This window comes from Microbacterium sp. KKR3/1, from assembly GCF_021272365.1.
Classification (GTDB): domain Bacteria; phylum Actinomycetota; class Actinomycetes; order Actinomycetales; family Microbacteriaceae; genus Microbacterium; species Microbacterium aurugineum.
On sequence record NZ_JAJSDW010000001.1, the window covers coordinates 2,003,024 to 2,022,793 of the forward strand.

The window sequence follows — 19,770 nt, forward strand, 5'->3', positions numbered from 1 at the left end:
TGTCCACTCCGATCGTCATCTCCGGTCCGCCGAGGTCACTCGATCGCCGCGTCGATCTTCGTCGCCGCGTCATCCAGAGCGTCCTTCACGGATGCCTTGTCGAGCAGCGCCGACTGGATCGCGGTCGCCCAGATGTCGCCGACCGTCGTCCAGCTCGCAGACGGCGCGTACGGCCACTCCGCGTAGTCGGTCAGGGTCTTCTTCCAGACCTCGTTGTAGTCCCCCCAACCTTCGGTCGCGGCCGAGAGTTCAGGGCTCTCGGCGACGGAAACGCGCGTCGGGTTGAGGTTTCCGTTCGCGATGGAATCCGTCAGCAGCTCCTTCGACGTCGCCCACTGGATGAACTGCCAGGCAGCGCCCTTGTGCGTGGACGCCGCGTTCATGCCGAGCGACCAGACCCACATGCTCGACGCGCGCCCCTTCGGCCCCTCGGGCGGCAGCGCGTAGCCGACCTTGCCCGCGATCCCACTGCCCTCCTTCTCGAAGTCGGGGGCCATGTGGTCGGCGTCGATGTAGAACGCGGAGTTCCCGGCGAGGAAGTCCTGCTGCGCCTCGTACCACGTGTACGTGCTCGCCGCTTCCGGCGCGGTGCGCATGAGTTCGATCCACTTGGTGACGGCCTCGTTGCCCGCCTTCGAGTTCACGGTGGCTTTGCCGTCGGTGATGTCCTGGACGCCGTAGGCCCCGGCGAACGTGGAGAACGGGTTCAGGGTGGGGTAGGTCTTGTCGCCGCGACTGACGAACCCGGAGATGGTCTTGCCGTCGAACTCGGTGCCGTCGAGCTTCTGCGCGGCGGCGATGAGCTCGTCGATCGTCTGTGGCACCGCGACGCCGTTGGCCTCGAGGATGTCCTTTCGATAGAAGAGGGCGTAGCCTTCCTCGTTCGCGGGAACCGCCCAGAGACCTCCTTCGCCCGCACCGTCGAACTCCGTGGTGTCCCACCGCTCCGCTTCGATGAGCGACGGGAAGAAGTCGTCGAAGTCGTAGTCCGGAGCTGTCTGCGTGTCGTCGTCGACCCACGGCTGCAGGTCTTCCATCCAGCCGGCCGCGGCGTACTGGTAGTTCATCGGCTGGGACGTCATGAAGACGTCGTAGCCGGCCGCGCCGGACTGGAGCTCGGTGAGGATCTTCACCATGTAGTCGGACTCGGTCAGCGTCTCGATGTCGACGTCGATGCCGGTCTTCTCCTCGAAGTCGGACACGTGGTCGAGGACGGCGTCGGAGAGGGGATGCTCGCTCATGAGGATGCTCAGCTTCTCGCCGCTGTAGTTCGTCCAGTCGAACGACGAGACGTCGGTCGAGGACGTCGTGCTGTCGCTCGGCGCGCAGCCGGCCAGGAGGCCGGCGGTGGTGAGGACGACGACGGCGGCGGTGATGCTGTGGGCGCGCGCACGCTTTCGGCTGTTGTTCATCGATACTCCTTCGAACTGCGACGGGTTCCGTGTGACTTGCGTTCGAGAGTACAGGGAATGTCCTCATATGAGTCACTAGAGTGCTCATGTGTGCACAACTCTTTCAACAACCGAATCTGTGCAGTATGCGTACGCTGCCGTCCAGAATCTCCAGCACGGACGATCGACCATCGAGATCGCCGAAGAACTCGGCATCTCGCGATTCCTCGTGGGGCGGATGATCCGGCGAGCGCGCGAGGACGGTCTCGTCGAGGTCCGCACCCGTTTGCCGGAGCCCATCGCCCCCGAGCTCTCGAAAGCACTCAGCCGCGCCTACGGTCTCGAATCGGCGTTCGTGGCCCTCACCCCCTCGAAGGATGAGACACGCACCCGCACGACGATCGCGAGCATCGGTGCACGCTTCCTGAGCGAGACCATCGGCGAAGACGCCATCGTGGGTCTCGGCCCCGGGCGGACGATCCTCGACACGTGCGGCCGCATCCGGGAGGTAGCCACCTGCGACGTGGTCCAGCTCACCGGCTTCGCCTCGGTCGACGCGGGGACGCACCTCGAAGCGATCAGTCAGCTCAGCGGCGTCGCCAAGGGGAGGATGTTCGCCCTCCCCGCCTCGTTCGTCACCCGGAGTGCCCACTCGTGGGACGCGGTGACCCGGGAGCCCGCCGTGCAACAGGCCCTGGCGCGCATCGACCACATCGACATGGCAGCGCTCACGGTCGGTGGTTGGCCGGGCAGCTCACTGCTGGCTTCCCAGCTCGACGAACTCGACGAACTCGCTCCCCTCCTGCGCCGAGGGGTGGTCGCCGAACTGGGCACGACCCTGCTCGACATCGACGGCAACGAGGTCGACGGCCTCCACCGACGCCTGATCGGGATCACCACCGCGCAGCTGGAGCGCACCCCGACGCGCATCGCCCTCGGCGGGGGTGCGGGCAAGCAGCGCGCCGTGCTCGCCGCCCTGCGATCCGGACTCGTCACCACCCTGATCACCGATGAAGGGACGGCGCGTGCCGCTCTCGACGCGCTCTGACCCGCGGCTTCACCAGGGGCTGGGCTCGTAGTCCTTCAGGAACACGCCGTGGATGTCCTCCCCGGCCTCGCCGCGCACGATCGGGTCGTACACACGGGCGGCACCGTCGACCAGATCGAGCGGCGCGTGGAAGCCCTCTTCCGCCAGCCGGACCTTCGTGTAGTGCGGGCGCTCGTCGGTGATCCAGCCCGTGTCGACCGCGGTCATCAGGATGCCGTCCTTCTCGAGCATCTCGCCGGCGCTGGTGCGGGTGAGCATGTTGAGCGCGGCCTTCGCCATGTTCGTGTGCGGGTGGCCCGGCCCCTTGTAGCGGCGGGAGAACTGCCCCTCCATCGCCGAGACGTTCACGACGTAGGTGCGGCGCGCCTCGGACGCGGCCATGGAGGCCCGCAGCCGGCTGATCAGGAGGAACGGGGCGGTCGTGTTCGCGAGCTGCACCTCGAGCATCTCGAGCGGGTCGACCTGCTCGATCGACTGCACCCAGCTGTTGACGCGGTTCACATCGGGCACGAGCCCGCCGGCGTCGATCGCGGTGCCGTCCGCGTGCTTCTCGAGGGAGGAGGACCCGGGGGCCATCGCGAGGCGAGCCAGGTCTTCGGCCGTGAGCGCCTGCCCGCCCTGCTCCGCGACGGTGCCGCCGAGCGCCGCCACCGACAGCAGCGGATGCGAGTCGACCGAGGCCTGCAGCGCCTGCGGATGCGGATCGACCGTGTGCCCGAACGTCTCCATCTCGGGCAGCGGTCCGTCGGGGAGCGGCTGCAGCTCGGCATCCGCGAGCAGCGAGTACGCCCCCGGCGAGCGCCGTACGGTCTGGGCGGCGTTGTTGATCAGGATGTCGAGCGGACCCTGAGCGGCGACCGAGTCCGCGAGCCCGATGACCTGTGCCGGGTCACGCAGGTCGATGCCCACCACCCTCAGACGGTGCAGCCAGTCGGCGGAATCGGGCAGCGCGGAGAACCGGCGCACGGCGTCGCGCGGGAAGCGCGTCGTGATCGTGGTGTGCGCCCCGTCTCGGAGCAGACGCAGCGCGATGTGCATGCCGATCTTGGCGCGGCCGCCCGTGAGCAGGGCGCGCTTGCCGGTGAGGTCGGTGCAGGCGTTGCGCTTTCCGTGGCTGAAGCGGGCGCAGTCGGGGCACAGCTGGTGGTAGAACGCGTCGACCTGCGTGTACGGCTGCTTGCAGATGTAGCAGTTGCGCGGCTTGAGGAGCTCGCCCGCGATCGGGGCGTCCACGACGCTGGTGGCGAGGTCGTGGCCCCGGGTCTCGTCGTCGATGCGGTCGGGGGCACCGGTGGCGGTGCGGGCGACCACGGCCTTGTCGGCCTCGGCGATCGCGTCGCGGATCTCCTTGCGACGCACGCGCTTGACGGCCTTGAACATGGCCGCGGTCGCGTGGCGCACCGCGACGAAGTCCGGGTGCTCGTTGTCGATCGTGTGCAGTTCGGCGAGCACGCGCAACGTCGTGGCGAGGTCGTCGGGGTCGATGCCCGGTCCGAGGTCGGGTGCAGCGTCGGAGGGGGCGTCGGTCATTGTGCCGATTTTACGCCAGTGTCCTGGGGTTCACTTGATAGGCAAGGTTTCACTTGCCTATTATGGGCGACATGGCCGATCTGTTCCACGCCCTCGACGACGAGACGAGGCGACGCATCCTCGACGAGCTGTCGAGGCGGGACGGACAGACGCTCTTCGAGATCTGCACGACGCTGGCGATGCGCCATGGTGTGACGCTGACCCGGCAGGCCGTCTCCCAGCACCTCGCCGTGCTCGAGTCGGCCGAGCTCGTCTCCACAGAACGGCGCGGCCGCTCAAAGTTCCACTACTTCCACCCGGAGCCCATCGCCCGTATCGCCGAGCGCTGGCCAGACACACGGAGCACCCCATGAGAATCGAACTGACCAGCATCTTCGTCGATGACCAGCGCGCGGCCCTGGCCTTCTACACCGACGTGCTCGGCTTCACGAAACACCACGACATCCCCCTCGGCGATGCCGCCTGGCTCACGGTGAGGTCACCCGAAGCCCCGGAAGGACCGGAGCTCCTGCTCGAGCCCTCGGGACACCCCGCGGTCAAGCCCTATCGCGACGCCCTCGTCGAAGACGGCATCCCCCTCGCCCAGTTCGCCGTCGACGACCTCGCCGCCGAGCACGCGCGCCTGACCGGGCTCGGCGTCGTCTTCACGCAACCACCGACCGACATCGGCAGCGCTCTCGTCGCCGTGCTCGACGACACCTGCGGCAACCTCATCCAGGTCGTCCAGATGAAGGAGGCATGACCGCGACTACGCGATGCCGCCGCCGTCCACCACCAGGGCCGAGCCGGTGACGTATGAGGAGTCGTCGCTCGCGAGCCACACCACGGCCTGTGCGACCTCGCTCGGCTCTCCCATCCGGCGCAGCGGACGGTCGGCGGCCTCGGCGAGGAAGGCGTTGGTGTCCTGCGCGAGCTGACGCGCCTCGTCGCGCAGCATCCCGGTGTTCACGTCTCCGGGGTTGACGGAGTTCACGCGGATGCCGGCGGGCCCGTGGTCGATCGCGAGCGCGCGGGTCATGTTCACCACGGCGCCCTTCGACGCGCAGTACGAGATCGCCTGACCTCCGCCCTTGAGGCCCCACCCCGATCCCGTGTTGATGATCGAGCCGCCGCCGGCCGCTTCCATGATCGGCACGATGTGCTTGCACATCAGGAAGATCGACCGCACGTTCACGCCGAACACCCGGTCCCACTCCTCGACGGTCGTCTCCACGGCCGTGGTGCGGCGGATGATGCCCGCATTGTTGAAGACGACGTTCACGCCGCCCAGCTCGGCCACGGCGGTGGCGATGACCCGTTCGATGTCGGCCTCGCTCGCGACATCGGCGGCGATCGCGATGGCCGTACCGCCCGCCGCACGGATCTCCGCGGCGACGCCTTCGGCCGCATCCGCGTTCAGGTCGACGACGGCGACAGCAGCGCCCTCCGCGGCGAGCGCGATCGACGTGGCACGACCGATGCCGCCGGCGCCGCCGGTGACGATGGCCTTCTTGTTCTCGAGACGCATGGGGTGTCCTTTCGGGTTCATTCCGCCGGATCGCTCAGGCGGGGGTCAGTTCGGGGGCGGTCACGGCGTAGAGGCTGCGGGTGCCGACGCCGGTGATGATGCGGACGTGTCCGGCGAGTCTCGCATCCAGATCAGGGTCGCCGGTGTCGACGAGAAGGGGCCGGCCGTGCAGGTCGATGAGCTTCTGCTCCGGTGCGACGACCAGGAGCGGATCGGGGCCGATGGCGCGCAGGACCGCGGCCGAGAGCTGCTGGTTGCCCCGCCCGAGCAGGAATCCTTGGCCGCCGATCACGGTGATCACGGCCTGGGCCGGGCCCTGCGCGATCTGGGCGAGGAGCTCCTGTTCGCTGGCTCCCCGCACGCGCACGGCACCGTCGAGGACGACGTCGACGCCGAGAGGGGATCCTTCGACGCCGAGCTGCCTCGCGATCTCGGCCGTCGTGCCGCCGGGACCGAGCAGATAGCGGACACCTGGGAGCATGCGCGCGACGGCTCCACGCGCGGCGGCCTCGACGGCTGCAGCCTCGGTGACCGGCGTCGCGGCCTTGCGCGCTTGCGTCCGTCCGGCGCGGTAGGGCACCCGGAGCATCCCGTACAGCGTCGGGTCGACACGAGCCCGCCGCATCGCAGCCTCGTCGATGTCGAGCACCTCGCGGTCATCGGTGGGGAGTCCGCCACGGTCGATCCAGTCGGCGGCGATCGCCCCGGCCGCACGCGGACTGACCGCGAACACGGGCGAGTACATCTTCACGCCGGCCGGAACCCCGAGCACGGCGGGCACCACCGCACCCGACGCCCCCGCACCCCCCGCCGCAGCCGCAGCCGCAGCCGCAGCCGACTCCACTTGCATGACGACACGCCAGATGTCGGAGCCTTCACCGGCGGATCGTCCTGCATCTGGCGTGTCGTCATGCATCGGGTCGAAGGAGGCGACCGCATCGAGCCCGGCGCACGCATCCCGCAGGGTCCCGTCTCCACCGACCACAAGGATCAGGTCAGCACCGGCGGCGGCGAGCGCACCCACCGCGGCGGTCGTGTCGGCACCGGCGGTCGTGTCGGCACCGGCTGTCACGCCACCGGGAGCCCACACCACCCGGGGCACGAGCCCCGCCGCACGGACGGCATCGGCTCCCATCGCTCCGACTGCGGTCGCGACCACGAGTCCCGGATGCCGTGCGGCGAGTTCCGTCAGAGCCAGGACCGCCCGCTCCTGCACGCGGGAGCGGGCACCGCGCGCGAGGGCGAGGTGCTGCACGTCCGCACCGTCGGAGCCGGCGAGGCCCGCCGGCCCGCCGACTCCGGCGACAGGATTGACGACGAGTCCGATCACGACGCGTCGGACTCCGCGGGGAAGTACTTCCGCTGATACGCGCGCCACGTGACCGCCCAGCGGTCGGGGTCGTCCAGATCGTCGTGGTGCGTGTGGTGCACGGTCTGGTTGTGCGGGGCGGTGCGCACCACCTCGGGGGTCTCCCGTGCTTCGCGTGCGACTTCGGCGAGGGTCGCCGCGTATTCGTCGAGCTCGGCGAGGGAGTACGACTCCGTGGGTTCGAGCGTGAAGGGCTGGGGCACCACGTACGGGTGGTGGCTGGTCCAGTAGTGCATGCCGAAGTCGGTCATGCGCACACCCATCTCCTCGGAGGAGATCCCGGTCTCCCGGGAGAGCTCCTCCCACGAGTAGCGCACCTGCTCGATCCGCCGACGCCCGGTCGCGTAGGGGGCCGAGGCTCCGGGGATCGCGAGCACCTTCGCCATCAGGTAGTTGTTGTTCAGCACGGCGGTCTCGGCGGCGGCCAGTAGACCTTCGGCTCCGAGCGCCATGATCCACGAGTAGGCCTTCACGAGCGCGGGGATCACCCCGAAGAAGGGGCCGACCGCGCCGATCGACAGCTCACCCGCCTCGGCCACCGCGAAGGTCCCGTCATCGGCACGCACCACCCGCGGCCCCGGGAGGAACGGGGCGAGCGCCGCACTCACGGCGTTCGCGCCCGAGCCGGGTCCGCCGCTGCCGTGCGGAGTGCCGAACGTCTTGTGCAGGTTGAAGTGGCACACGTCGAACCCGGCGTCGCGGGCACGCGTGATGCCGAGGATCCCGTTGGCGTTGGCCTGGTCGTAAGAGGCGAGGGCGCCCACGGCGTGCGCGGCATCCACCCACTCGCGGATCGCCGGGTTGTAGATGCCGGTGTCTTCGGGGTTGGTGACCATGATGGCCGCGGTGCGCGGCGAGAGCGCTGCCTTCAGCGCATCGAGCGAGGGGTATCCCTCGGCGTCGGGGTACACGGTGATGACCTCGTACCCGGCGGCCTTCGCTGCGGCCGCGTTCGAGGGGTGGCTGAAGATCGTGGTGATGACTTCGCGGCGCTGCTCGCCCTCTCCGTTCGCCTCGTGGAAAGCGCGGATCATCGCGATGTTCGCCCAGATCGCTGCCGATCCGCCCTGCGTGTGGAGGGAGACCTCGTCCATGCCGGAGATCTCGGCGAGCATCCGCTCCAGCTGCCAGACGATCTCGAGCACGCCCTGCGCGTCTGCCGGGTCCTGATGAGGGTGCATCGCGGTGAGCTGCGGCGTGTTCGCAAGTTGGTCGTTGATCTTCGGCGCGTACTTCATGGTGCACGTCCCCTGGCCGATGTCGACGTTGAAGTCGGCGCCGAGGTTCTCCTGCGACAGGCGCAGGTAGTGCTTGAGCACACGCATCTGGCCCATCTCGGGGAGCTTCGGCTTCGCGGCCCGACGCAGGGAGGACGGCAGCGCGGCGACCACATCCCCCACCGCCGCGCGCACGCCGGGCTCGACCTGCGAGACCAGCACACCGCGTTCGCCGGGAGTGGTCAGTTCGAAGATGATCGGCTCGTCCCAGCGAGCCTGTTGGAAGCGGCGCAGCGCGGGCTTGGGGGCGACGGGGAGGCTCATCGGTTCTGCTCCTTCGCAGCGAGATCGGAGGCCGTGACCTCAGCGAGCGCGCCCGCCAGAGTGTCGATGTCGGCCTGGGAGGTGAGTTCGGTGACGCAGACGAGCAGGCGGTGCTCGCCCACGACCACGCCGGGTTCGATGCCGCGGGCGCGGAGCGTCGCGACGACCGCGTCCGCCGTGACCTCGCTGAACGTCACGGTGAATTCGCGGAGGTGCACGGCGTCGTCGTCGAGCGAGACGCCAGGAACCGTGGCGAGCGCCTGCTGGGCGTATCGGGTGCGGGCGAGCAGCACCTCGCCGAGCTCCGCCATGCCGGCGGGACCCATCAGCGCCAGGTAGACCCCGGCGGCGATGCCCCAGAGGGCGGCGGCCGTGCCGACCCATTCCTTCCCCTCCTCGCGATGCGCGAAGGAGGTGCGGTCGTACGCGACGTCGCCGAAGCCGTACTCGCCGGGAACGTCGGTGGTCGCGAGCCCGAACAGTCGCGACGGCATCTCCATCACGAACCGCGGGTCGTCGTGGACGGCGATGAACCCGCCGTGGGCGCCGCCGAACCACTGGTGCAGGCCGAGGGACTGGATGTCACCGGTGACGATGTCCGCTCCCGAGACGGCGGGCGGGGTGAGGACGCCGTAGCCGATGGGGTCGGTGCCGACCACGAGCACGGCGCCCACCGCGTGCGCCGCTTCCGCGATGTCCTGCAGCGCGGCTTCCACGGCGCCGGTGGCGCTGGGCGTCTCGACCCAGACCGCGGCCACGTCATCGCCCAGCGCGGCGCGGATCGCATCGACGTCGGCGGTGCCGCCGACGGTCGGCAGGTGCTCGAGCGTGAGGTGGGCACGGACGTAGTCGTGTACCTTCGCGAGCTTCGCAGGGAGCACATCGCTCACGACCAGCACCCGTCCGCGGCCGGTGAGGCGCCCCGACATGGTGAGGCCGGTCGCGGTCGCCTGGTAGCCGTCGTAGGTCGGCACGTTCACGACGTCCATCTCGAGCAGCTCGGCCATCAGCGACTGGTACTGGAACAGCGCCTGAAAGCGGCCGTGGTCCTCATAGGGCTCGCCGGCGTAGGCGGTCAGGAACTCGCTGCGTCCGATGACCTCATCGACGACCGCCGGTACGTAGTGGTGGTAGGTGCCGGCACCGAGGAAGCTCAGCCGCTCCTGCGTCGAGCGGTTCCTCGCGAGCAGTGCGCGCACGTGGCGGGCCAGGTCCTGTTCCGCGACGAACGGGGCGGGCAGATCGAGCGGTCGCCCGAGCCGGAGGCCGGCCGGGATGTCGGCGTAGAACTCGTCGACCGACGCGGCGCCCACGGCGGCGAGCATCGCCGCACGGGACTCGGGCGCGGTGTTGGGGATGTACGGATGCACGAACGGGGCGGTCATGCGTCCTCCTTCACAGGGATCAGGGTGGCAAAGGGGATGGATTCGGCGCGGGGCGCCGCGAGCACGGCGACGCCGTACCGATCGAGCTCCAGTCGGTCCGTATGGCGCAGACCGGTGAGCAGGTCGACTCCCGGGGTCGGGATCTCGAACGTCACGGGTGAGCGTCCGTGGTTGAGGTAGAAGGTGTAGTCGGTGGTGTCGTCGGCACGGGTGACCGCTTCGACCTCGACATCGGTGTGCTCCCTGGCGGGGACGCCGGCCGTGCGCAGCACGTCGCGGAACACCGGGAGCAGACCTGCGGCGTCGAACATCGCGCTGACGTACCAGGCGGATCCCCGGCCTTCCGCGCGACAGGTCACGGCGGGCAGACCGTCGAGCTCGCCACCGGCATAGCGGCCGCGCACCTCCACGTCGTCCGCCGTTTCGAGCCACTCGCTCCACGACGGAACCGTCAGGATCTCGCCGGCATAGTCGATGCTCTCGGTCAGCCCGTCGGCGATCGGCCACTGCTCGTCGACCTCGATGCCCAGAAGATCGCGCAGCGGCCCGGGTGCTCCGCCGTCGTGCACCTTCTCGGTCGCATCCACCACTCCCGAGAACGGTCCGACGACGAGGTGTCCTCCGCGCTCCACGAAGGAGCGCAACGCGTCGGCCTGCGGCTGTTCGACGATGTAGAGGTTCGGCACCACGATCACGTCGTACGCGTCGAACGGCCCCGTGGCGCGAACCGCATCCACCGGCTGGCCGAGGGTGTACAGCGCGCGGTGCCAGGCCCGGGCCTGCTGCGCCCACTGGAGTCTCTGCGAGGGCAGCGACTCCACGGCGCTGGTCCCCCACCACGAGTCCCAGTCCACGACCAGCGCCACGCGCGAGCGCACCCGGGTGCCGCGCACCTGCTCGAGCCTCTTCAGCTCGTTGCCCAGCTCCTTGGTCTCCCGGAAGCTGCGCGAGCGCTCCCCCCGGTGACCGAGCATCGAGGAGTGGAACTTCTCCTGGCCGTACTTGGCCTGGCGCCACTGGAAGAACATGACGGCGTCCGAGCCGTGGGCGACCGCCTGCAGGCTCTCGATGCGGATCTTGCCCGGCGCCTTGGGCACGTTCACGTCGCGCCAGCTGGTCGCGCTCGCCGAGGATTCCAGCAGCAGCCAGGGCTGTCCGCCCTTGAGCGAGCGCATGAGGCCGTAGTTGAGGGCGGCTCCGACATGCGAGGTCGGGTCGGCGGGTTCCGGGTAGGCGTCGTCGGTCACGACATCTTCGATCGCGGCGAAGTCCCAGTAGTCCAGGTCGCGGAACATGCTCATGAAGTTCGTGGTGACCGCGATGTCGGGCGTGACCTCCCGCAGCACGTCGATCTCCACCTGGAACAGCTCCCGCAGGGCGTCGGACGAGAACCGCTCGAAGTCCAACAGCTGGGTCGGGTTGATCGGGCCCGGCGCCTTCTTCGGCGTCTCGATGTGCTCCCAGGAGGTGTAGCGCTGACCCCAGACGTTCACGCCCCAGGCCTCGTTCAGCCCGTCGAGGTCTCCATAGCGATCCTGCAGCCAGCGGCGGAAATGCCTGGCCGACTCGGGGCACCAGCAGCGTGAGGTGTGATCGCCGTACTCGTTCGAGATGTGCCACATCGCGAGGCCGGGGTGCTCCCCGTAGCGCTCCGCCATCGCGCGGGCCATGCGGGCGACGTTCTCACGCCAGATCGGCGACGAGGGGCAGTAGGTCTGACGGGAGCCGAACTCGAGCCGGTGCCCGTCGGAATCCCACGGCACCATCTCGGGGTGTGCCCGCAGCAGCCAGGACGGCGGGGTCGCGGTGGCGGTGGCGAGGTCGATCGCGATGCCGGCGTCCCACAGCAGGTCGAGGATGCGGTCGAGCCACGCCCAGTCGTAGACGCCGGGCTCGGGTTCGAGCTGAGGCCAGCTGAAGATCGGCAGGCTCACCATGTTCACGCCGGCCTCGCGCATGAGGCGGATGTCTTCGTGCCACGTCTCTTCCGACCACTGGTCGGGGTTGTAGTCGCCGCCGTACGCGAGGGCGTCGAGGCGGACGCGTCGGGCGGGCTGGTCGCCACCGGGTGCGGGCACGAAGCCTCCTCTCTGAGTCATGACCGGCTGATCCGGCGGTGCACTGGTGCGAATCCGCGATCAGCTGTATTCTGTATACAACACACTAGGACGTCGCCTGAGGCCCGTCAACCCATAGGCTGACGGGCAGGCGGCAGAAGAGGGGACGCATGGCGATCGAACGCAAGAACCTGCGCTCGCAGGTTCGGCAGGAGTTGCTGACCCGTATGCGCGCCGGACTCGTGCAGCCCGGCGAAGGCATCAACGAGGTCCAGCTCGCCACCGAACTCGGCGTGAGCCGCACCCCCCTGCGTGAAGCGCTCATCGCCCTCGAGTCCGAGGGCCAGATCGAGAGCGAGAACGGCAAGGGCTTCCGCTTCGTCCCGCTCAGCGCGTCCGAGTTCCGCGACCTCGCGCCGGTCATGGCTGCACTCGAGAGCCTGGCGCTCGAGCTGAGCCCGCCCGAGGAACTGCGCGTGATCGGGATCCGACTCAAGGAGATGGCCGAAGCCTTCGCCGACGAGCTCGTGGAGCACCAGCTGGTCATCACCAAGGACGACGAGTGGCACAGCGTGATGCTGTCCGCCTGCCCGAACACCCGGCTCCTGGCCGTGATCGACAACGTGCGCAGTTCGTTCCACCGCTACGAGTCCCTGCTGGTCCCCGAAGACGTCAAGGTCGAACGCGTCGCCGCCGAGCACGCCGAGATCGCCCGCCACCTCGCCGACGGCGACATCCCCGGCGCCGTCGACGCCCTCAAGCTCAACTGGATGCACGGCATGCAGCGCATCCTCGACAACGCCACGAGCTCGTACTTCACCGCCTGACCCCGCTCCGGTCGCACTTTCTGCCGGCAAGAGGGCCGAATAGCGGGAGAAAGTGCGACCCGAACGGATGCTGCGCGTGCTCACCGCGAGAGCCGCACCGCGAGGTCGACGAACAGCGCGGCCGACCAGCCGAAGGCGGTCGTGGCCGTGCGGGCCTTCTTACCCGTGTGCGGATTGAAGTACTCGTGCGGGCCCCCGCCGTGGATCACCAGCGCCACGGTCTGCTCCCGCAGTTCGCGCGCGCGTTCGGGGTACCCGGATGCCTCCAGCCCCTCGGCGACGAGCATGCTCGTGTTCACCCAGACCGGTCCGCGCCACATGCGCTCGTCCGAGTAGTCGGGGTCGGAGGCCGCGACCGTGGGCAGCCCCCACGGCAGAGCGAAGCGTTCGGGGTCGTCGACGGCCGCCCGCAGCGCCTCGGCGACGGGAGGCGGCAACGTGCCCGTGAGCAGCGGCATCAACCCCACGACCGTGTCGCTGAGCTGCGGCTCACCACCGCCGAATGCGAGGAAGCGTCCCCGCTCGGGATCCCACATGCGCAGCAGCAGCCCCTGTGTGGTCTCGGCCCGCTGCTCGAATCGCGACACGTCGGCCCCGGGCTCGTACCGGCGCAGGAGGTCGGCGATCTCGCGATCCTGCCGCACCAGATACGCCCCGAGGTCGGGCGCGGCAGTCGGCAACGGCCCATCGAAGATCGGGCTGTCATCGAGGCCGGAGGAGTAGGGATGCCCGTACTCCGGCATCCCGTCGTGGTCGAGGTCGCTGCCGGCGAACCACCAGTCCTGCGAGCGGACGATCCGGGCCAGTTGCCGGCGCGCGTAGTCGGGCGCATCCTCGACGTCGAGCACCTTGCGCAGCGCCCAGGCGGCGAGCGGAGGCTTCGTCAGCGGCACGGGTGCGCTCGGGTCGGCGATCTGCGACCCGGCACGGCGCAGGTTGGCGCGGTCGCTCTCGGGCAGATCGTCGCTGGTCGCCAGCACCCCGAGCTCGTGCACGACGTCGGGCAGCTGCCCGTCGGGCTGCGGGAACCGGAAGGCGATGTCGAGCTGCTCGCGAGCGAGCTCGGGGTCGCCGTGGCGCAGACCGACCGCGATGAAGTACGCATCCCATTGCCAGAGACCGACGTAACCGATCTTCGACGGCACGATGGCCCTGGCATCGCCCAGCGACGGCAGCTCGACGATGTTCGCTCCGAGCACCCACCAGCAGAAGGCGGCCATCTCCTGCAGATCGTCGCACACGCGCGGGCACTTCGCGAACCACTCGGTCCAGATCGCCGCGGTCGCGGCCAGGGCAGCAGAGTGGTCGCCGTGCACGACCGCGACGGTGCGATCTGCGGCGACGTGCAGCCCGAGGCCCCGATCGAGCGGATGCTCCTCGAGGCCGCCGTCCGGACGCCGGAGCCGCACCCGCGATCCCGGAGCTCCGCCGAGGCTGAGTGTGGAGGGATCGGCGAAGGTCAGGGTCACCGCGCCGCCGCCGAAGCTCACCCGCGCGGGATGCACGTCGGTCACCGGGAGCACCTCGCCCCCGGCACCGATCACGATCAGCGCATCGAGCACCCGGCACTCCGACAGCCGCCGCTCGTACTCCGAGGTGTGCACGCGCACGCCCTCCCCGTCGTCGGAACGGAACACGAGCACGCGCGAGCGCGGGAGCGTGAAGGGAGCGGACACCAGGTCGAGGTGACGCCCGGCGAGGGCGGCGAGATCCGCCATCATCGGCCCCCGAGTCCCGATGCGGCCATGCTGTTGAGGATCTTGCGCTGGCCGATCACGAAAACGATGAGCATCGGCACGGTCGCGATCGCGGACGCCGCCATCACGAGCCCGTAGTTGATGGAGCCGAACTGCCCCTGGAACGAGGTCAGCAGCAGCGGAACCGTGAACAGGTCCGGCGTGTTCAACAGCACCAACGGGAACAGGAACGCGTTCCAGACGCTGAGGGCGGTGATGATGCTGAGCGCAGCGAGGCCGGGCTTCAGGTTCGGCAGCACGATGCTCCAGAAGATGCGCCAGCGCCCGGCGCCGTCCACCAGCGCGGCTTCCTCCAGCTCGCGCGGCAGAGCGAGGACGAATTGCCGCATCAGGAACACGGCGAAGGGGTTCGCGATCATCCCGGGCACAATCAGTGCGAGATGCGAATCCACCCAGCCGAGCTGCGACATCAGGAGGTAGAAGGGGATGAGGGTGACCTGCGCCGGGATCATCTGCGTCGCGAGGAAGACGATGAAGATCACCTTGCTGCCCCGGAACCGGATACGGGCGAACGCGTACCCGGCCATCGACGCGGTGATCAGGGTGCCGACCACCACCAGCACGGCGATGTACGCACTGTTCAGGTAGGCCTGCCCGAACGGAACGGCGTTCCACGCGTTCACGTAGTTGTCGACGGTCCAGGGGTTCGGCAGGAACTCCAGCGGGTTCTTCAACAACTGCGGGAGGGTCTTGAACGACGTCAGCAGCATCCAGATGAACGGGAACACCATCGAGATGCCGCCGACCACGAGGAGCACGTGCAGCACGGTGGAGCCGAGACGTCGGCGGGCGCGTCCGGCCCCTGGTCCCCCTCGGCCCCGCTGACGGTATCCGGGAGCGGTGAGGGCGACGGTCGAATCGGTCGCGGGGGCGGCGGGGTCGCTGAGGGATGTGGTCTGGAGGGTCATGCCGGGTCATCCTCGTAGTGGACGAACTTCTTCTGCGCACCGAACTGGATCGCCGTGATGACGAGGGTGAGCACGAGCAGGATGATGCTGGCCGCACTGGACAGCCCGAACTCGAATCGCCCGAAGCCGAGGTCGAAGATGTGGTAGACGATGGTGCGGGTCGCGTTGTCGGGTCCGCCGCCGGAGACCAGCACGTAGACCGTGTCGAAGGTCTGCAGCGACGAGATGAACGCGATCACCGAGGAGAAGAACACGATCGGCGAGAGCAGCGGGAGCCGGATGCTGGTGAACAGCCGCACGGCACCGGCGCCGTCGATGCGGGCGGCCTCGATCACCGACGGCGAGATGTTCTGCAGACCGGCCAGGAAGATCACGACGTTCAGGCCCATCGACGACCAGATCGTCACGATGCAGACGGCGAGGAGCGCGAGCTTCGGATCCTGCAGCCAATCCGGGGGCGTGATTCCGAACACCTTCGAGATCGTGGTCGAGAGCAGGCCGTCCGCACGGAACATCTGCTGCCAGATCATGGCGACGGCGACGGTCGAGGTGACCACCGGGGCGAAGAACAGGATCAGGTAGAGCGTGCGGGTCTTGAGCTTCTCGAGTGCGACGGCGACGATGACCGCGAGCGTGAGGCCGATCGGCACGGTGATGATCGCGATCAGCAGGGTGTTGATGATCGCACGGGCGAGCAGCGGATCCTGCAGCTGATCGGCGAAGTTGGCCAGCCCCACCCAGGTGAGCTCGCCCAGGCCGTCCCACTCGGCGAAGGCCAGCACCAGGCTGGCGGCGAACGGCAGCACGACGAACAGCGCCATGCCGAGCAGCTGCGGAGCGACGAAGACGTAGCCCCAGGCCCGATCCCGCCGACGCCAGGCGGCCTCCCGACGCAGGGGCGGGACGGATGCCGCAGGCGTGGCCTGCGGCATCCGTCCGTTCTCGGTGAGCGTGGTCACTCCTACTTCTCCGACCGATCCTCGACCACGCCGGCGATCGTGTCGAGCGTCTCCTGCGCGTCGGTCTTGCCTTCGTAGAGCTTCTGGAACTCCTCGGAGATGGCGACCGGCAGCCCCGGGACCCTGGCCTCAGCGGGGTAGTTCGTGAACCCGATGTCGCGCATGTCGAGGAACGTCTGCGCGTGCACGGGGTAGTCCCCCTCGAGCACCACGTCGTCGGCACCCTTGATCGACGGGACCGCGTTCCCGCCCCCTTCGAGGCGGAAGGTCTGCCCCTCGGCGGAGAGGAACTCCGTCCAGAACGTGAACGCGGCGTCCTTCACCTTGGTCTTGCCGTTGATCGCGAGGAAACTGGTCGCGACGCCGGTGGGAGCGGCCTCACCGTCGGGCGTCGGCCAGCGGACGATGTCGTAGCTGTCCTCTTCGCCCGTGGCCTTGACCGTGCCGATCGTGTAGCGGCCCTGCACGAAGAAACCGGCCTTGTGCGTGACGAAGATGCTGTCGGCTCCGGCGCCGTCGGGAAGCGTGTCGGCGACGACGAAGGTGCCGTCCTGGAAGAGGCCGCCGAGCTCCTGCACGGAAGCGACGGTGGCGTCGTCCTGGTTCGCGACGAACGCTCCCGCCTCGTCGTACGGCGCGGGAAGGCCCTGGGACGACAGCCAGCTCCAGTGGGTGGCCCAGTAGTTCCAGTACATCGTCCCCGTGAGCCCCGCGTCGTGGAGCTTGGCGTTCATCTCGAGGAACTTGTCGGTCGTCCACTCGCCGTTCTCGGCCAGCGTCGCGGGGTCCTCGGTGATCCCGGCGGCTTCCAGCGCCTGCTTGTCGTACCAGAAGACGTCGGGGTTGGAGTCGTTCGGGGCCGCGTAGACCTCGCCGTCCTCCTCCGCCGCGCCGAAGAGGCCGGGGAAGAAGTCGTCCTTCGTGGTCTTGCTCGCGTCCGATTCCATCAGGTCGCTGAGCGGCATCAGCCTGTCGGAATCGACGAACTGGCCGATCATGTCGTCACCGACGTAGAAGACGTCGGGAGCCGTGTTGCTGGTGAGCTGTGCGAGCAGCTTGGAGTGGTAGTCGCCGTAGCCGGCGACGGGCTGGAGCTTGACGGTGATGTCGGGGTGGCGCTTCATGAAGTCCTTGTTGAACTCCTCGTAGCGGGTCAGCTCGTCCGCCGTGCCCCAGGTGGACCAGATGACCGTCGCGTTGCCGTCGGCGTCGACGCCACCGCCTCCTCCGCCGCCGCTGCACGCGGCGAGCCCCAGGGCCAGAGCGCCGGCGGCACCCAATGCCAGATACCGCGTCACGTTCGCACGTGCCATCTCGCTACCTCTTTCATCATTGGAAGATCGTGTCGGGAGCGCCTTTCCGGCGCATTCGTATTCTGTATACAGAACGCAATTCTGTCAAGGATCTCCCTCGCGTGACGGACATCGAGACCATCCCGTGACGTACCGGTCACCCGTGACGCAGACTGGGTGCATGACCGATCCCGACCCGCACCTGCTCGGCCCCGGCCTCCTGCCGACGCCGTTCACCGCCGAAGAGATCAGAGACGCCACCGGCAGGGGGAAGCGCATCCGCCTCCTCCTCGAAGGCCCGGACGGGCCGCTGGGCGAACACGTCAACCGCTTCCACCACACGGATGAGGAGGGCGCGACCCTCGATCGGTGGGCCGCAGCCGACCCGAACGCCGTCGTCTCGAGCCGGGTGACCTGGGCCGAGCTCCAGGGCCACGCGGCGTTCGACGCCGAGACGACGAGCATGTCGACCGTGCCGCTGTCCTCCCCCCTGGGCGAGCTCACCTGCCGTCGGTACGACACCGCCGACGGGATCTTCTGGTTCTCGTCCGCGCACCCCGGGATGCCGGTGCAGTACGAGTCGGACGGCATCCGCACGACTGTGTTGAGCATCGAGCACGAGTGAGACGTATCCGGCGGGCGCGCACGTTGTGAAGGAGATCTCGCGTTCCGAAGGGGAGTCTGCGCGAACCCCTCCTTCACACCGTGAGATCTCCTTCACGATCCGCGCGGTTGCCCGGCCGGTTCCCGCAGACGTCGGACACCCGGCGTAGGGTCGATCCATGAGCAGCACACCATCGACACAGTGTCCTGGAGTCGTCCCGTCGTACCTGCTCGCACGCCTGGCCGAATCGGGGCGCTTCCCGAAGGCCGCGGCTGCGGCGCGGCAGACGCTGACGGCCGGTCGACCGCCGTTCCGCGCCCGCATCGACCTGTCGATCGACGAGAACGGCGACCTGGTCGCCCAGCTGTCGGATGCTCCGAACCGCACCATCAGCGACGCCGGCAACACCCAGCGCCTCCCCGGCGCGGTGGTGCGCGGCGAAGACGACGCCCCCGTGGCCGACACCGCGGTGAACGAAGCCTTCGACGGCCTCGGAGCGACCTTCGAGATGCTGCTGTCCGCCTTCGGGCGCAATTCCCTCGATGACGCCGGAGCCCCGCTGGACGCCACCGTGCACTACGGCGTCGACTACGACAACGCGTTCTGGGACGGTGAGCGCATGGTGTTCGGCGACGGCGACGGCGAGGTGTTCCAGCACTTCACCGGCTCGCTCACGGTGATCGGCCACGAGCTCGCGCACGGCGTCGTGCAGCACACCGCGAACCTCGAATACCAGGGCCAGCCGGGCGCGCTGAACGAGTCGATCGCCGACGTCTTCGGTGCTCTGACCGAGCAGTATGCACTCGGGCAGACGGCCGATAGCGCCACGTGGCTCATCGGTGCCGAGATCTTCACGGATGCCGTCGAGGGCGCGGCCCTGCGGTCGATGATCGCCCCGGGCACCGCCTACGACGACGACGAGCTCGGCAAGGATCCGCAGCCCGATCACATGAGCGGCTTCGTGCGCACCACCGAGGACAACGGCGGGGTGCACATCAACTCGGGCATCCCCAACCGCGCGTTCGCCCTGTTCGCGCTCGACCTCGGCGGCAAGGCCTGGGAGCGCGCGGGGACCGTCTGGTATCGGGCCCTCACCGGCGGCCTGTCGAGCACGGCGTCCTTCCTCGAGTTCGCCGATGCGACGGTCGCCGCGGCCACCGCGATCGACGAGGCCACGGCCACGGCGGCTCGACGCGCGTGGACCGTCGTGGGAGTCTATGCAGATGAGCGAGCCTCCTCCCGCGACTGACGCACCGATCGTGATCGCCGTCGTGCGCACGGGCGGCATCGCCGGCATCCGTCGCCGGTGGCAGGTGGAAGCAGGACCCGACGACGCCGGCGAATGGATCGACCTGATCGATCGATGCCCCTGGGATCAGGAGGCGCCGACCGACACCGGTGCCGACCGCTTCGTATGGAGCATCCGCGCCCGGACTCCGGTCGAACGCCGCGAGCGTGAGCTGCCCGACTCCGCGCTCGACGGACCCTGGCGCGCGCTCGTCGAGGCGGTCCGGCAGGCGGCGGCCGCGAAGGGCTGACCCCCGGCGAACCAGTCCCGGCGCACCGGCCCCGGCGTCCGATCAATTCCATGTGAA

At 69.0% G+C, this 19,770-nt stretch carries 18 protein-coding genes; 7 read left to right on the forward strand and 11 right to left on the reverse strand.

From position 1 onward, the window contains the following. Positions 1 to 35: 35 nt before the first annotated feature. Entirely contained in the window at positions 36 to 1,412 is a 1,377-nt protein-coding gene (locus tag LVJ59_RS09570; RefSeq protein WP_232762822.1) for a sugar ABC transporter substrate-binding protein, read from the reverse strand. A 118-nt stretch (positions 1,413 to 1,530) separates the two neighbouring features. On the opposite strand from LVJ59_RS09570, the gene LVJ59_RS09575 reads away from it, so the two are divergent. Further along, positions 1,531 to 2,439: a sugar-binding transcriptional regulator gene (locus LVJ59_RS09575; RefSeq protein WP_232762823.1), complete on the forward strand. Its 909-nt coding sequence runs from the start codon at positions 1,531 to 1,533 to the stop codon at positions 2,437 to 2,439. 9 nt (positions 2,440 to 2,448) lie between these two features. Here LVJ59_RS09575 and LVJ59_RS09580 read toward each other — a convergent pair whose 3' ends face one another. Next, positions 2,449 to 3,969, reverse strand: a complete 1,521-nt coding sequence (locus LVJ59_RS09580) for an SDR family NAD(P)-dependent oxidoreductase (protein WP_232762824.1) — start codon at positions 3,967 to 3,969, stop codon at positions 2,449 to 2,451. Positions 3,970 to 4,040: 71 nt separating this feature from the next. Here LVJ59_RS09580 and LVJ59_RS09585 point away from each other — a divergent pair, with 71 nt between their 5' ends. Both LVJ59_RS09585 and LVJ59_RS09590 read left to right on the forward strand, forming a co-directional pair. After that, positions 4,041 to 4,322, forward strand: a complete 282-nt coding sequence (locus tag LVJ59_RS09585; protein WP_232762825.1) for a helix-turn-helix transcriptional regulator — start codon at positions 4,041 to 4,043, stop codon at positions 4,320 to 4,322. Continuing rightward, positions 4,319 to 4,711 (forward strand): VOC family protein, encoded by a 393-nt coding sequence (locus tag LVJ59_RS09590; protein WP_232762826.1) that lies wholly within the window; start codon positions 4,319 to 4,321, stop codon positions 4,709 to 4,711. The genes LVJ59_RS09585 and LVJ59_RS09590 overlap by 4 nt, the downstream gene beginning before the upstream one ends. Positions 4,712 to 4,717: 6 nt before the next feature. Here LVJ59_RS09590 and LVJ59_RS09595 read toward each other — a convergent pair whose 3' ends face one another. Genes LVJ59_RS09595 through LVJ59_RS09615 form a run of 5 tightly spaced genes read right to left on the reverse strand, consistent with a single transcriptional unit; the run spans position 4,718 to position 11,870 of the window. Beyond that, positions 4,718 to 5,476 carry an SDR family NAD(P)-dependent oxidoreductase gene (locus LVJ59_RS09595; protein ID WP_232762827.1) on the reverse strand — a complete coding sequence of 253 codons (759 nt, stop codon included), beginning with the start codon at positions 5,474 to 5,476 and terminating at the stop codon, positions 4,718 to 4,720. Between the two features lie 34 nt (positions 5,477 to 5,510). Next, complete coding sequence (locus LVJ59_RS09600; RefSeq protein ID WP_232762828.1) at positions 5,511 to 6,806, reverse strand: ATP-NAD kinase family protein; 1,296 nt, start codon at positions 6,804 to 6,806, stop codon at positions 5,511 to 5,513. Further along, positions 6,803 to 8,386, reverse strand: coding sequence for an aminomethyl-transferring glycine dehydrogenase subunit GcvPB (gene gcvPB, locus LVJ59_RS09605; protein WP_232762829.1), 1,584 nt, complete (start codon positions 8,384 to 8,386; stop codon positions 6,803 to 6,805). The genes LVJ59_RS09600 and gcvPB overlap by 4 nt, the downstream gene beginning before the upstream one ends. After that, complete coding sequence (gene gcvPA / locus LVJ59_RS09610) at positions 8,383 to 9,771, reverse strand: aminomethyl-transferring glycine dehydrogenase subunit GcvPA (RefSeq protein ID WP_232762830.1); 1,389 nt, start codon at positions 9,769 to 9,771, stop codon at positions 8,383 to 8,385. The genes gcvPB and gcvPA overlap by 4 nt, the downstream gene beginning before the upstream one ends. Further along, positions 9,768 to 11,870, reverse strand: a complete 2,103-nt coding sequence (locus LVJ59_RS09615; protein ID WP_232762831.1) for a beta-galactosidase — start codon at positions 11,868 to 11,870, stop codon at positions 9,768 to 9,770. Before LVJ59_RS09615 ends, gcvPA begins: the two co-directional genes overlap by 4 nt. Positions 11,871 to 11,998: 128 nt before the next feature. Between LVJ59_RS09615 and LVJ59_RS09620 the strand changes: the two genes are divergently transcribed. After that, positions 11,999 to 12,655 (forward strand): GntR family transcriptional regulator, encoded by a 657-nt coding sequence (locus LVJ59_RS09620; protein ID WP_052193514.1) that lies wholly within the window; start codon positions 11,999 to 12,001, stop codon positions 12,653 to 12,655. An 80-nt stretch (positions 12,656 to 12,735) separates the two neighbouring features. Here the strand turns inward: LVJ59_RS09620 and LVJ59_RS09625 are convergent, their stop codons facing one another. Genes LVJ59_RS09625 through LVJ59_RS09640 form a run of 4 tightly spaced genes read right to left on the reverse strand, consistent with a single transcriptional unit; the run spans position 12,736 to position 17,592 of the window. Further along, positions 12,736 to 14,376 carry a hypothetical protein gene (locus tag LVJ59_RS09625; RefSeq protein WP_232762832.1) on the reverse strand — a complete coding sequence of 547 codons (1,641 nt, stop codon included), beginning with the start codon at positions 14,374 to 14,376 and terminating at the stop codon, positions 12,736 to 12,738. Beyond that, entirely contained in the window at positions 14,373 to 15,320 is a 948-nt protein-coding gene (locus LVJ59_RS09630; protein ID WP_232762833.1) for a carbohydrate ABC transporter permease, read from the reverse strand. Before LVJ59_RS09630 ends, LVJ59_RS09625 begins: the two co-directional genes overlap by 4 nt. Next, positions 15,317 to 16,279, reverse strand: a complete 963-nt coding sequence (locus tag LVJ59_RS09635) for a carbohydrate ABC transporter permease (protein ID WP_047522834.1) — start codon at positions 16,277 to 16,279, stop codon at positions 15,317 to 15,319. The genes LVJ59_RS09630 and LVJ59_RS09635 overlap by 4 nt, the downstream gene beginning before the upstream one ends. A 2-nt stretch (positions 16,280 to 16,281) precedes the next feature. Further along, positions 16,282 to 17,592, reverse strand: coding sequence for a sugar ABC transporter substrate-binding protein (locus LVJ59_RS09640; protein WP_232762834.1), 1,311 nt, complete (start codon positions 17,590 to 17,592; stop codon positions 16,282 to 16,284). 160 nt (positions 17,593 to 17,752) lie between these two features. Here LVJ59_RS09640 and LVJ59_RS09645 point away from each other — a divergent pair, with 160 nt between their 5' ends. The 3 genes from LVJ59_RS09645 to LVJ59_RS09655 all read left to right on the forward strand — a co-directional run bounded on the left by LVJ59_RS09645 (position 17,753) and on the right by LVJ59_RS09655 (position 19,713). Further along, a complete protein-coding gene (locus LVJ59_RS09645; protein WP_232762835.1) occupies positions 17,753 to 18,196 on the forward strand; it encodes a hypothetical protein in 444 nt (147 codons plus the stop codon). Positions 18,197 to 18,353: 157 nt separating this feature from the next. Continuing rightward, positions 18,354 to 19,424, forward strand: coding sequence for a M4 family metallopeptidase (locus LVJ59_RS09650; protein ID WP_232762836.1), 1,071 nt, complete (start codon positions 18,354 to 18,356; stop codon positions 19,422 to 19,424). Then, the gene (locus LVJ59_RS09655) at positions 19,399 to 19,713 is read left to right on the forward strand and encodes a protealysin inhibitor emfourin (protein WP_232762837.1); all 315 of its coding nucleotides are present in this window, start codon (positions 19,399 to 19,401) and stop codon (positions 19,711 to 19,713) included. The genes LVJ59_RS09650 and LVJ59_RS09655 overlap by 26 nt, the downstream gene beginning before the upstream one ends. Positions 19,714 to 19,770 lie beyond the last annotated feature (57 nt).